The 14,071-nt window shown below is 39.6% G+C and carries 9 protein-coding genes; 2 read left to right on the plus strand and 7 right to left on the minus strand.

The window, feature by feature from the left end; genetic code table 11:
* The first annotated feature begins 14 nt into the window (after nt 1–14).
* A complete protein-coding gene (locus ACRD69_RS00960) occupies nt 15–983 on the plus strand; it encodes a D-alanine--D-alanine ligase (protein WP_430813180.1) in 969 nt (322 codons plus the stop codon).
* A 167-nt stretch (nt 984–1,150) separates the two neighbouring features.
* On the opposite strand, the gene ACRD69_RS00965 is transcribed toward ACRD69_RS00960, so the two are convergent.
* The 4 genes from ACRD69_RS00965 to ACRD69_RS00980 all read right to left on the minus strand — a co-directional run bounded on the left by ACRD69_RS00965 (nt 1,151) and on the right by ACRD69_RS00980 (nt 6,769).
* Complete coding sequence (locus tag ACRD69_RS00965; RefSeq protein ID WP_430813181.1) at nt 1,151–2,164, minus strand: DUF4097 family beta strand repeat-containing protein; 1,014 nt, start codon at nt 2,162–2,164, stop codon at nt 1,151–1,153.
* 128 nt (nt 2,165–2,292) lie between these two features.
* Nucleotides 2,293–5,163 (minus strand): aminomethyl-transferring glycine dehydrogenase, encoded by a 2,871-nt coding sequence (gene gcvP / locus ACRD69_RS00970; RefSeq protein ID WP_430813182.1) that lies wholly within the window; start codon nt 5,161–5,163, stop codon nt 2,293–2,295.
* A gap of 155 nt (nt 5,164–5,318) precedes the next feature.
* Nucleotides 5,319–5,957 carry an MBL fold metallo-hydrolase gene (locus ACRD69_RS00975; protein ID WP_430813183.1) on the minus strand — a complete coding sequence of 213 codons (639 nt, stop codon included), beginning with the start codon at nt 5,955–5,957 and terminating at the stop codon, nt 5,319–5,321.
* Between the two features lie 167 nt (nt 5,958–6,124).
* Complete coding sequence (locus ACRD69_RS00980) at nt 6,125–6,769, minus strand: protein-L-isoaspartate(D-aspartate) O-methyltransferase (RefSeq protein WP_430813184.1); 645 nt, start codon at nt 6,767–6,769, stop codon at nt 6,125–6,127.
* A 203-nt stretch (nt 6,770–6,972) separates the two neighbouring features.
* On the opposite strand from ACRD69_RS00980, the gene ACRD69_RS00985 reads away from it, so the two are divergent.
* The gene (locus ACRD69_RS00985) at nt 6,973–7,683 is read left to right on the plus strand and encodes a sugar transferase (protein WP_430813185.1); all 711 of its coding nucleotides are present in this window, start codon (nt 6,973–6,975) and stop codon (nt 7,681–7,683) included.
* Nucleotides 7,684–7,763: 80 nt separating this feature from the next.
* Here the strand turns inward: ACRD69_RS00985 and ACRD69_RS00990 are convergent, their stop codons facing one another.
* From ACRD69_RS00990 to ACRD69_RS01000, 3 genes are all read right to left on the minus strand, one after another.
* Nucleotides 7,764–10,571, minus strand: coding sequence for an alpha-amylase family glycosyl hydrolase (locus tag ACRD69_RS00990; protein ID WP_430813186.1), 2,808 nt, complete (start codon nt 10,569–10,571; stop codon nt 7,764–7,766).
* Nucleotides 10,572–10,636: 65 nt separating this feature from the next.
* Nucleotides 10,637–12,451, minus strand: coding sequence for a SusF/SusE family carbohydrate-binding protein (locus ACRD69_RS00995; protein ID WP_430813187.1), 1,815 nt, complete (start codon nt 12,449–12,451; stop codon nt 10,637–10,639).
* A 13-nt stretch (nt 12,452–12,464) separates the two neighbouring features.
* Nucleotides 12,465–14,063, minus strand: coding sequence for a RagB/SusD family nutrient uptake outer membrane protein (locus ACRD69_RS01000; protein ID WP_430813188.1), 1,599 nt, complete (start codon nt 14,061–14,063; stop codon nt 12,465–12,467).
* Nucleotides 14,064–14,071 lie beyond the last annotated feature (8 nt).

The following is a 14,071-nucleotide window of genomic DNA, read 5'->3' on the forward strand; positions in this document are numbered from 1 at the left end:
ACATTAACTGAACTATGAAAAACATTGGCATTATTTACGGAGGTTATTCATCAGAAATAATTGTATCTGAAAAAAGCAAAGAAGGTGTTATGACCTTCATCGATGAAAATAGATATAATCGCTACCCCATTTTAATTACTAAAGAGAAATGGTGTGCTGTTATTGATGAGCAAGAATTTCCGATTGATAAAAATGATTTTTCGTTTACGCTTAATGATCAAAAAATAACAATTGACTTCGCCTATATAACCATACATGGTACTCCTGGTGAAGATGGTTTGCTGCAGGGGTATTTTAACATGCTTGACATTCCTCACAGCACCTGCGATGTACAGGCAGCCTCAATCAGCTTCAATAAGTTTACCTGCAACACCTACCTGAAAGGTTTTGGTGTGGCTGTGGCCGATTCAGTTTTGGTAAGAAAAGGAAACAGCTTTAATGCAGAGGATATAGTTGATCAATTGGGCTTACCTTGTTTTGTAAAACCCAATGCAGGAGGATCAAGCTTTGGTATTACCAAGGTGCAGGAAGCCGGACAATTAACACCAGCCATTGAAAAAGCCTTTACCGAAAGTAACGAAGTGATTATTGAGCAATTTGTTGCAGGCACCGAAGTTACCTGCGGCTTATATAAAACCCAAAATAAGCAAAGCGTTTTTCCGGTTACCGAAGTGGTGAGTAAAAATGAATTCTTTGATTTTGAAGCCAAATATACTGCCAGCAAAGTCGAAGAAATAACACCTGCCCGTATTGAAGATGCTGTTCGCGACCGCATTCAATCAATATCTTCACTTATATACGATATCCTGGCCTGCAAGGGTATTGTGCGCATTGATTATATTATCAGTGACAATAAGATATTCCTGCTCGAAGTAAACACAACTCCCGGAATGACAGTTACCAGCTTTATACCACAGCAAATTGAAGCCGCAGGACTGGATATAAAGGAAGTGTTTACTGAGATCATTGAAAGTGAAATTTAATTGGTGAGAAATGGTTGAGATGTCATATCTCAACATGATGTAATCTATTATTTACATGGTGTAAGTACGGATGACATCCTTAAATAAGGTCTGCAACAGCTTCACTGATTATAGAAACAAAAAAGCCCCGCGTCATGCGAGGCTCTTTAATGTCATTAATCCTATTGTTACTTATTAAAATTCATGGCCCCGGTGGTGCTTATGGCAGTTACAACAATTGGCCCATCACCCATCTTTAGCTTTTTCTTTTTCGATTTGCCATAGGCTACAATATAAGCGTGCTCTGACTGGCAGGCAAAGGTAAATTGTTCTTTCGGATTCTGAAATCTCATCTTGATCTTCCCTTCAGTTGTATTAAACGAAGATGATTCACTTAGTTTAACACGGCTTCCGATAATTGAACCTTTCGTAGCAACAAGGTTAAATACACCTTCGCAATTAAAAAGGTTTAAGGTACCTGAAACTGACAACGAGCCAATCGTCCCTTTGGAGTCTGATAGTTTCATTGCTCCCGATTTGGTTTTAAGATAGATATCTCCATTCACCTCTTTTATTGTCTGTGCTCCGTCAGTCGATTCAGTTTTCAGGGATCCATTGATGTTCTCGATGATCATTTCACCGCTACTTGAGTACAGTGAAGTAGCACCCTCAATATTTCGAACAACATGAGCTCCTCCCTTACTTTTAGTACTCAACTGCCCTTTAATATTTTCAGCTTTAATAGAAGCCGATCTGGACTGAAGACTGAGCTTAGCAGTAATATCTGTTGCCAGTATCTTACCAGACTTTGATTGAGCCACTATTTCAGCCCCATTCAATCCCTTAAGGGTTATGTATCCCGAAGTTGTTTCAACCTTTAATTGCATCCCCTCAGGCAGTGTCAGGTCGACAAATCCGGCGTGTGAGGTCCAGCCACTTTCAGGCTTCTTTACCTCTATTTTCAAAATACCTGCTTCTTCGGTGCAGTTAACAGCATACCCTTCTAACTCTTTTGCTGCTTTTAACTCAGCATTGACGTGCAGTTTATTGCCCGAACTAACTGTTACTTTGGAAAATTCACCAATTACTTTAACATTGGTAATATTATCAAATGATTGGTTAGCACTTGCCACAACAGGCATGTCCTGAGCCATTAATGACAATGGCAGCAATAGTAAAAGAAGTAAATAAGTTTTTCTCATCATCCTTTATTTAGATTATAACGGCTAATGGTACGCTATGAGCGATCAAAAGTTTCCATAAATAGAAAAAAGCCTGACAGTAAACATTACTGCCAGGCTTTATATCTTAAGCTATAGTAGTATAAGCCTTAGTCTTCCATATAGCTTTCAATTGGTTCGCAGGCACAAACCAGGTTACGATCACCATAGGCATCATCCACACGGGCCACATCAATCCAGAACTTATTCTCGCGAATAAATGGCAATGGATATGCTGCTTTTTCACGTCCGTAAGAGTGGTTCCATTCATCTGCAACTACCTTGTAAGATGGGTGTGGTGCATTTTTCAACACATTATCCTCTTTATCAGCAGTACCGTTCTCCACCTCTTTAATCTCAGCGTAGATAGACTTCATGGCAGCAATAAAACGATCCAACTCCTGCAGTGATTCACTTTCAGTTGGCTCTACCATTAAAGTTCCATACACAGGGAATGATAAGGTTGGAGCATGAAAACCATAATCCATCAAACGCTTCGCGATATCTGTTTCGGTAATGCCCGAGTCAGCTTTAAAGTGACGACATTCCAAAATCATTTCATGTGCCACACGACCATTTTTACCAGTATAAAGGATACCATAGTCATCTTTCAGTTCCGTTGCCATGTAGTTGGCGTTCAAAATAGCCATTTTGGTTGATTGCGTTAAGCCTTCACCACCTAACATTTTGATGTAACCATACGTAATTGGAAGAACGCTTGCACTACCCCATGGAGCAGCTGAAACAGCGGTAATTCCTGTACGACCGTTATCAACAACCGAGTGCTTAGGAAGAAACTCAACAAGATGCTTGGCAACTCCAATAGGACCAACACCCGGACCACCACCACCGTGAGGAATAGCAAATGTTTTATGAAGGTTTAAGTGACATACGTCGGCACCAATATGTCCAGGACTGGTTAGGCCAACCTGAGCATTCATATTTGCACCATCCATATAAACCTGACCTCCGTTATCGTGAATAATCTGACATACCTCAATGATCGACTCTTCAAATACTCCGTGAGTAGAAGGATAAGTCACCATAAGGTTAGACAGGTTATCTTTGTGCTCTTCAGCTTTAGCTCGTAAGTCTTCAACATCAATGTTACCATTGTCATCACACTTGACCACTACCACTTTCATTCCGGCCATAACAGCTGATGCAGGGTTAGTTCCGTGAGCTGATGCAGGAATAATTGAGATGTTACGATGTCCCTCACCACGATTCTCGTGATAAGCCTGAATAACCATTAAACCGGCATACTCACCTGCAGCACCTGAGTTAGGCTGCAAGCTTACATCAGCAAAACCTGTTATTTCAGATAAGTCACCACGTAACTCATCCATCATCATATGGTAACCCAAAGCCTGATTAGTTGGAATAAATGGGTGTAAACCGTTAAACTCGATCCAGCTTAATGGGAACATCTCTGTAGAAGCATTCAATTTCATTGTACAAGAACCCAATGAAATCATTGAATGCGTTAATGAAATATCACGACGCTCCAGCTTCTTGATGTAACGTACCATTTCAGACTCAGAACGGTATTTCTTAAAGATATCCTGAGTTAAGAAAGAGCTTGTACGTGCTATTTCCTTCTTAATATTTAATTCTTCACTAAAGTCACCTATTACAGGTACATCTTTACCTGCAGCCTTGGCAAAGACTTCAACAATCCAGTTTAAGTCAAACAGGTTAGTCGTTTCATCAATACTGATACCAACATCACCGTTTTCGAAGTAGCGGAAATTCATTTCCAGATCAATACTGAAACGCTCAATATCTTCTACCTTTACACCTTCAGGAATGGCAAAACGAATTGTATCAAAGTAATCAGCATTTAACTGTTTATACCCTAATTTTTCAACTTCGCGTGTAATTTGATAGGCAATCGAGTGAATACGTTCGGCAATGCGCTTAATACCATCTTCACCGTGGTATACTGCATAAAAACCAGCCATTGTTGCCAATAAAGCCTGTGCCGTACAAATATTTGAAGTAGCGCGCTCGCGCTTAATATGCTGTTCACGTGTCTGAAGAGCCATGCGTAAAGCACGCTTCCCATTGACATCTTTTGTAATACCTATTATACGACCTGGCAACTGACGTTTTAAAGCCTCTTTACAAGCGAAAAAGGCGGCATGAGGACCACCATAACCCATTGGAATACCAAATCGCTGAGTTGTACCAAACACGATATCAGCACCCCACTCTCCCGGAGGAGTTAATAAAGCCAATGCCATAATGTCGGCGGCAACTGCAATGCGACAATCATTCTCATGTAATTTTTCAGTCAGTGCCTTATAGCTCTCAGCAGTACCATTTGAATTAGGATACTGAACCATCACACCGAATACTGTATCATTGCACTCGAACGAATGGATATCACCAAACTGCAGCTCAATACCAAGTGGTTTGGCTCGGGTGATCAGTACCTCTTTGGTTTGAGGCCACATATTTTCATCGGCAAACATAACATTAACACCGGCTTTAGCCTGCTTGCGACTACGTGCATTATACATCATGATCATTGCTTCTGCAGCAGCTGTTGCTTCATCTAACAACGATGCATTGGCCATTTCCATACCTGTCATTTCTGTTACAACAGTCTGGAAGTTTAATAAAGCCTCTAAACGTCCCTGAGAAATTTCAGCCTGGTATGGCGTATATGAAGTATACCAAACCGGGTTTTCAAGCACATTACGGGTAATTACCGCTGGAGTAATTACATCATAATAACCCATACCGATATAGGTATTAAATACCTTGTTTTGCTGAGCAATATCGTGGATCTTTCTGAAATACTGACGCTCAGTTAAACCTTTTCCAATATTCAAAGGTCTTTCAAGACGTATAGATGAAGGCACTGTCTGGTCAATCAAATCCTCTAGACTTGATGCACCAACTTTCTTTAGCATAGTGTCTATCTCATGATCCCTTGGACCAATATGGCGAGAGACAAACTTATCGGTTCCCATATGCTTTTATGTTTACGTTATCTAATAATTTTTTGAGTTCTTTTATGACTTCAAATTGATTAATAAAATCTGAAAAAGAAAATGATATTTGCTTGGTTATTAGAAAATAATTATCAAACAAAAAACTCTTTCTCAATTGAGAAAGAGTTTTATATCTAAGTTAAAAACGGATTATTTGTTCGCTCATGCCCAATGGTAGATTCAGGTCCGTGTCCCGGATATACCTTTACATCATCATCTAAAACCAACAGTTTAGACTTAATATTTGACACTAAGGTTTCAAAATCACCACCCGGTAAATCGGCCCTGCCTATGCTTTCCCGGAATAACACATCACCAACAATGGCAATTTTATCCTCTTTGCAGTAAAAAACAATTCCACCCGGCGAGTGCCCTGGTACATGTATTACTTCCAATTCTGAGTTACCAAAATTTATAGTGCCTCCCTCATTAAGATAATTGCCAATAGCAGGCGGATTAGAATCAAGCTCCATACCAAAGTTAGCAGCATATTCTACTGTTTGCTCTCCCCAAAACTCATCATCTTTATGGGCCTCCAGTTTAAGATTGTACTTTTCGGCAATAAATTTGCTTCCGAAAACATGATCAAGGTGCATGTGTGTTTGCAAAAGACGCACCGGCTTGTAACCTTTATCTTCAATAAATCTCGCAACAGACTCTCGTTCCTCGGGAGCCAAACAGCCAGGATCAATTATAACACACTCTTTTGTTTCGTCAGAAAGAATATAAGTATTCTCCTGCCATGGATTAATTGGTAAAATATCGATATTCATTGAACTTATAATTTTTGGATGATAGATGTATAGAGGTTGGGATGTTTAGATGTGATGATATTTTTAAGAAATTTAATATGCATAAAGTTGAAATTAGTTCATTAATTATAACATGCTGTATAAATAAAATTCCAGATTAGTAAATCGTACATCGTCTATCAAACACCCTAAACGATTCCGTTTAACATAGGTACAAAGGCACATTCTTCAATCTGTTCCTGCTCGAACTCATCATCATCAAGTCGGGTAATGCGAGTCAACACCTGTTTTTTATCGCCTAAAGGTATTACCATTATACCACCGATCTTTATTTGTGTTAAAAGCTTACGCGGTATAAAGGGCGCACCTGCCGTTACAATGATCTTATCAAAGGGAGCCTGAGCTTCCAGTCCCTCATATCCATCACCTAAGAAAAAGCGACCTTGATAACCTAATTCTCTCAACAAACGCGTAGAACGTTGATAAAGTTCAGACTGACGCTCAATTGAAAACAACTTCACACCCATTTCAATCAAAACGGCAGCCTGATAACCTGAACCAGTTCCAACTTCAAGAACTTTCTCACCTGGTTCAACCTCTAAAAGTTGCGATTGCAAAGCCACGGTGTATGGTTGTGAAATGGTTTGACCGGCACCAATGGGGAAAGCTTTATCCTGGTATGCAAAATTTATAAAGCTGCTCTCTAAAAACAAATGACGAGGCACCTTACCTATTGCTTCAAGAACATGCCTGTCTACAATCCTCTTCTGCATCAATTCCTGAACCAGGCGATTCCGCAATCCTTTATGTCTGAATGAGTCTTTTTGCTGCATGCCGCAAAAATAACTTTTTATTCGAATTAGAAGCTCGTTAAAAACAAATCTCTATCAATATTAATTCACCAGCGTTATATTTTTTCAAGCCTTTTTTGAGCTATAAATGAAACCCTTACGACACAATACATGTAAATATCATTTGAATGACGTAATAATCTGTCATCATTTTCGTTTGGGATGTTAGAAGATGAAATTGGGATATGTTTAAAGATAGGGATTCACTAATGCAATTAGCACCCGGGTATACATATATATACGAACAGCAGTTAGAGCAGGCTATTAAGGAACGAAATGGCTCTCCAATTGTAAAAATACCCGTATGGTCAAAAACAAAAATTTTGATCAAGCGAAGTAGTGATATTTTCATTTCTTTGGTTGGTGTCACTTGCATCACCCCTTTTATTCCGTTGATTTACTGGAAAATTAAAAACGAATCAGAAGGACCAGCCATTTATAAGCAAGAGCGCATAGGAAAAAATGGCAAAAAGTTTCATATCCTGAAATTCAGGACCATGTATATAGATGCTGAGAAAAATGGTCCTGCACTCTCTTCGGCTAATGATGTAAGAGTTACTCCCTTTGGTCGCCTGTTAAGGAAATGGCGTATTGATGAATTCCCACAGTTTATTAATGTGCTCAAAGGTGATATGTCGGTTATTGGCCCTCGTCCTGAACGACAGTTTTACATTGAACAGATCGTTAAAAATGAGCCCGCATTTATTGAATTACTTAAAGTAAAACCGGGCATTACTTCTTTGGGACAAGTATTATACGGATATGCCGAGAATAAGACTGAAATGCTTCAGCGTCTTAAGCTTGAACTATTCTATATGCGTAAGTATTCACTACGATTAGACTTCAGGATCTTTATCTACACAATCAGAACTCTATTTAAAGCTGAAGGGAAGTAAATACCAAAGATGAATTGTGAGAAGTGAGGTGATGTACAAAAAATGGCCTTAAGATTTTAAAAACCTTAAGGCCTGTATCATTAGCGTTTTATCAATTTCCTGACCAGTATCTCATTGTCAACATGTATTCGCAGAATATAATGTCCTGCTGGTAAATCTCCCCAATTAAGTGTTGATTGTTGCTGATAGAGCTGTCCGGCTTTAACCTTCATACCAGAAATATTATACAACTCATATCTCCCTGTTGAGCCTTCAAAAGAAATTGTTACATCTGCCTCAAACGGATTAGGTGAAATACGCAGCTGGGTCTCTTCCAGTCCACCTTCAGCAGAAGTATGCGTATCAAAACCGCTTAACTTCTTTTGACTGTACATGACATACTCGCCAGGTTGCAACAATACTTCCATATTCATATCGCTTACCTGCATACTGTCTTTGGCAAAAATATTATACCATTTGCCGGTTGTACTAAAGTTTGGTTTGATTGATGCTTTAGTAACACCAAAATTACCGATAATACGAACATCAGTACCGCTCATATTTAGCTCAATACGCTTCATGGCACCGCTAACATCCATATTAAAATCTTTAGTGACAAAAACGTCTTCATTTGTCTTCATTTCATTCAACAGCTGATAAACCGAAAACAAGCGCATACGATCTTCATTATTCATATACTCCCATTTTGGCGGTTTCTGAGCCAAACGACAATCGTCACTAACAGTACCATCGGTACAACGATTAATGCTCAGGTCAAAGCCCAATTCACCAAACTGCCATATCATTTTAGGACCAGGAACAGGAATAAAGAAGACGGCTGCAGCTTCGCAACGTCGTAGTGCTGTTTCTAGTTCTGTTACATCATAATCGTCTTCTGAATTACCATACAACAAATTTTTATACATCAGGCGTTCTTCATCATGGCTTTCCATGTAGTTAACAATGTGTGGTTCATTCCAACCGCGATTCTTATATGAGGTCCATGATAAGTCGGATTTATTGTTATCATTATACCCCATGGTTGCTTCATTGTAGTTATGGTTTGCATTTCCCCACATTAAGATACCATGATTAGCTAACTCCTTCTCTTCAGCATTATCAGCCAGATGCTCAAACATTACAACTGCATCGTTTTTGCGCTTCCAAATCTCGTCAGCCATACGCTTTAAAATCCTGATACGATCAGGATCCGGCCCATTGGCCCACTCATCACCTCCGATCGGATATGGTGTATTTGAAAATCCTTTGGTGAAATCGAAACGGAATCCATCGACTTTATATTCACTCATCCAGTATGAACAAACACTATCAACCAAAGCCTGCGTTTCCAAACTCTCATGGTTAAAATCGTAACCCCAGCTTAAACCCGGATTTTCAATATTTGAATCAGTGTTGTACCAGGGATTATTGAATGGTTTTCCATCCTCACCCAAATACATGCGTGCAAAAGGTGATTGCCCATAGGAATGGTTAAGTACCATGTCCATTATAACAGCAATGCCTTCCTTGTGACACTCATCAATAAAAGTTTTATAATCCTCTACAGTTCCATAGGCTTTATCGGCAGCAAAATAGAATGATGGATTGTAACCCCAGCTATCATTACCTTCAAACTCATTAAAAGGCATAAGCTCAATGGCATTGACGCCTAATCGCTTCAGATAAGACAAGGTATCTGTCACAGTCTTGATATCCTGCTCGTCGGTAAAGTCACGAATCAGCACTTCATACACAACCAATTTCTCTGGTTCAGGTACCACGAAATTATTGACTTCCCAGTCAAATGACTGATCGGCTGTTGTGAATACACTAACTATTTCATCCTGACCTTCAGGGTATTCTTTTAAGTTCGGATAAATACTCTCAGGAATATATTGGTCATTCCATGGGTCAAGAATTTTTGTGGCATACGGGTCTGCAACCTTAATATCTCCATCGATCCAAAACTGGTAAGCGTATTCTTCGGTACTATTTAAGTCTGTTAGGCTGAGCCAAAAGTAATCGCCGTCCTTTTTCATCATGGCTGCATTGGACGGAGCCCAATCATTAAAATCACCTACCAGGTAAATATATTCCTTGTTTGGTGCAAACAAAACAACTGTTGCTGTTGATTCATCAATCACATTAACACCCCTTCTCATGCCTTCGGGCATCGGTTCTGTAACAACATCTCCTTTAACAAATATTTTTCTTGAAACCTCTTCTGTTTCACTTCCCGACGTAGCAACAGCCTTAATGATATATTCATCCAGTGTAACGTTGGTCAGTTGATAAGTGATAGCCGGGTTAGCAGTTGATTCCACCAAAGCATCGTTAATAAAAAGCTCCAACTTATCGTGCATTAATGCATTTGCTTTTACTTCAACGTTGTCTCCACTATTGAATATGGTGTTATTAACCGGCGACTCGATAGAAACACTCAAGACTTCATCAGATACGTCTACAAAAATATCTTTTCCCCCGGTATCTTTTCCTTCTTTCGAATTGTCAGAGCTACGAAATACAAAGGCTAACTGTTTAACAACTTCACCTTCAGCCACACCATAATACTGGCGAATATCGGGTGTAATTTCAAGCGTATAAACATCGGTTGACGTACGTGTCAACTTGTATTTTTCTGCATTGTCTCCCCATGTTGGTGCATACTTCCAGTCACCGCTGCCTGAACTTTTATCGGTGATGACACCGGTGTGGGCGTATACATCACCTGTGTAACCCGCAAGTCCGCCGGTTCCACGATCAGCATAAAAGGTAATGGTAACACTATTGGACTCAACCGGAATAGCCGGATCTGAAGTAACCACCTGAGCATTAACCGCCCCAATCAATAGCAGGGCAACTAATGTACTCCCTATTCGTTCTAAAACCTTTTTGTAGTAATTGGTCATTGTTATTTATTTAAAAAAAAGCCGCCACAATGGGCGGCTTTTAATATGTGTTTCTTTACAGATTACTATTGAGTAATTGTACCGGTACCATTAATAAAATCAAGAGTAATAACAGCGTTGCCAGCTGTCAATGCAACTCTATCCTGATCATCACCTGTTCCTCTAAATGCAATATTACCATCCAGAATCATAAACTCAGCCTGCCACCAATCAGCAGTTAAGGTTGTTGCACCTACGTGCATTCTTAATTCTGCTGCAGCAACAGTACCATCGTACTTAATAACTTTATTCTCTGCATCAATGGTAAACAAGTTACTTTCATTTGATGAATCCCAACTACCGAAACAGTCACCAATACCATATATTTTGGCTGGATTAGCTTCAATCTTATCAGTATCGTAGTCAACAACAACAGTATAATAACCAGCCGAAGGTACAACAATATTGTCACCTCCTTTGCTCCATACTCCGTCTACTGCATCACCAGTCACACCAAAATCGTTACCCCATGCTTTTTCCGGAGCAATTTTCACACCCGCATCCTGCACTGTTGGATCTAACCAAACAACAGCCCAAAACATATTAGGGTGCGAATGAACAGGTACAAATTCTGCTACATTAGTATCCCAGTTCCAGCCACCATCACCAACTGCATTTAAAGAAGCACCGGTCATGTATAAAGCGGTTGGATACTTAACATATTCTGTAATTGTTACTTTCTTCGCATCTCCTGAAGCTGCATCAATAGCTATTGTAATAATATACTCTCCCTTTTCTGTTACAGATAAGTTACCATCTTTATCAGCTACTTTATCACTACTATTTTCAGTATCAACAGCAGAGAAACCAACATCAAAACTCATACCATTAACAGGAGAAGCTTCTCCATTCTGAGTTCTTAGCTTAAATCCTTCATTCGCTTCAAGAACAATACCAGTCCATGTCCATGTGTATGTAGAACCATCAGCTGAAGGTTTACCTTCGTTATCTGGCAACAACACATTACCCCAGTTCCACGAGCTTCCATCTGCAGTAGCCTCAGGGTTATCGATACTTACACCTGTACCAACAGCATCAAGAACAACATCTGTCCAGTCAGTGAATTCACCAGCTGAGTTTTGAACAATGGTAAACTTACTATTAGTTACATCTAATGTAATTGTATAATTACCACCAGAACACTTAACGTTATCACCACCATCTTTAAGAACGATATTTTCACCATTATCAATGATAATACTTCCACCATCTAAACCTAAATTATACTTCCATGGATCTCCGCCGTCATCTTTCTTTGGCGCGCGGAATTTGAAATCACCAGGAACCATGTCTAAGGTAATACGATACACATCGTTAGCTTTGTCATAAGACATAAACTGATCGTTAGCTGTATCCCAACCACCAACAGCGCTACCAATAACACTCCAAGGCTCAGCGTCGAAATAAGTGGTAACATTCATTGTAATAGGATCAGATGCCAGGTGATTTCCAGCAACAACTCTCAACTGAATGTCATGAGCTTCACCACCTTCATATCCAAGGTTCAATAATGACTTATTGAAAGTTCCGACTTTTAAGTCAATTGGTGAAGTGGAACCGGTGGCTACAACTCTTCTGAATTCAAAATTGCCATCAGCATCATCTACTTCAACAGCATATTCTGTTACAACATCAAGTTTAAAATCAGCTTCTGAAAATACAATTGACGTTAATAGATTTTCTTCATCAACTTTTTGAAGAACATAAGTTTCTCCCGAGGCAGGTGCTTCAAGGACTGGGCTTACTGCATCTCCCGGTACTTTAGGATCCATATCGTCTTCACATGACGTAAAGAATCCAGCAGCAAATATTAATGCTAAGAATATATTTAAATACTTCATTGTAATTTCAGTTTTAGTTGTAACCCTCATTCTGTTTTAAATTCGTATTGGCACCTACATCAGCTGCAGGTAATGGGAATAAGTCTCTGAAACTTTCTGTTTGCTTACCATCAGCAACGCCACCTTTCCAAGGCCATAAGTATGTACCATCGGTAAACTGTCCAAATCTGATCAAGTCAGTTCTACGGTGTCCTTCCCAATACAATTCACGAGCTCTTTCATCTAAAATAAAATCAACAGTCATTTCTGCATCAGTTATGTCTCCTGAGTTATCTCCATAGGCTCTGAAACGAAGATCGTTAATATAACCTAAAGCAATTCCGCGATCACCATTACCTCTTACAGCACACTCTGCATAAATAAGGTGAGCTTCTGCTAAACGAATCATAGGGAAATCAGTATCCATGAAATCACCGTTTGAACCAGCCATTCCGTCAGAAGAAAGGTTTTTCCACTTTGAGATAGCATATCCATCCTGGAATCTGGTACGATCAACGATATCGATAGTTTGATTTGTTGTAAAGAACATTGCCCTTGAATCTGTATCACCCGAAATATCAGAAAATTTATCAACGAATGCAGATGTGGTTCTGTTACCACCCCAACCCTGATTCGTTCCAAATTCATCTTTAGGCATATCACCACCAATACCGGCAGCTATCAGGTATGTCATACCACCCCAGGTCTGAGTTCTCTGACCATCAAATGTTACAGGGAAAATGATCTCACCAGCTGCAGCTGACTGATCATTATCGGCCATAAATAAATGAGCATATTCAGGAGATAAGTCATAACCTCCCTCTTCAATTGTTTTCAAAGCATAAGTTGCAGCATCGGTATAACGTGCTGTGCCAGTATATACTTCAGCATTTAAGTATAAACGGGCTAAAAGCATCCATGCAGCAGCTTTATCCACACGACCATATTCGTTCGATTGTGGTTCTTTTAAGTCATTTACAGATTCCAGAAGTTCAGTCTCAACATAGTTGAATAAATCTGCACGCATGATTTGCTGAGGGAAGGTTCCGCCAACAACATGCTCATCAGTTACGAAAGGTACGTTACCATACATATCTAATGCATGTAAATAACTTAAGGCTCTTAAGAATCTTGCCTCTGCTCTGTATTCAGCTACTTCCGCTTTAATATCGCTTTGACCTCTTGCATCCAGTTTAGCATCAGTCGCCTCACGTAGAAATTCGTTAACCAGAGTAATCTGGTAGAATATACGGTTGTACATGGCTGTGATAAATGGGTTTGAAGAAGTCCAGTTTTGATCATGATAATCACTTAAACCGGCATCTGCCCAACAACATTCGGCTTCATCAGTAGATAATTCCTGAGCCTTGAAATATTGACGCAGATATGTTGAGAACCCTTCATCAATACCAGAAATATCTGGTTTACCTGCTGGCCCTTGCTGTCCACTAACAGCCAAACCTGCATAACACTTTGCCAACACTTGCTTATAAGCTGCCTTATCAGCGTAAATAATATCTGGTGTTGATTCATTCGGGTCAATTGGAAGAGTATCCAGGTCTCCCGTACAAGACACCATTCCTAATGTTGCAATAAGAAATGCAAGTATATTGAATTTGATATATCTTTTCATCTCCAACA

The sequence above is a fragment of the Carboxylicivirga agarovorans genome (assembly GCF_050589845.1).
GTDB lineage: Bacteria > Bacteroidota > Bacteroidia > Bacteroidales > Marinilabiliaceae > Carboxylicivirga > Carboxylicivirga agarovorans.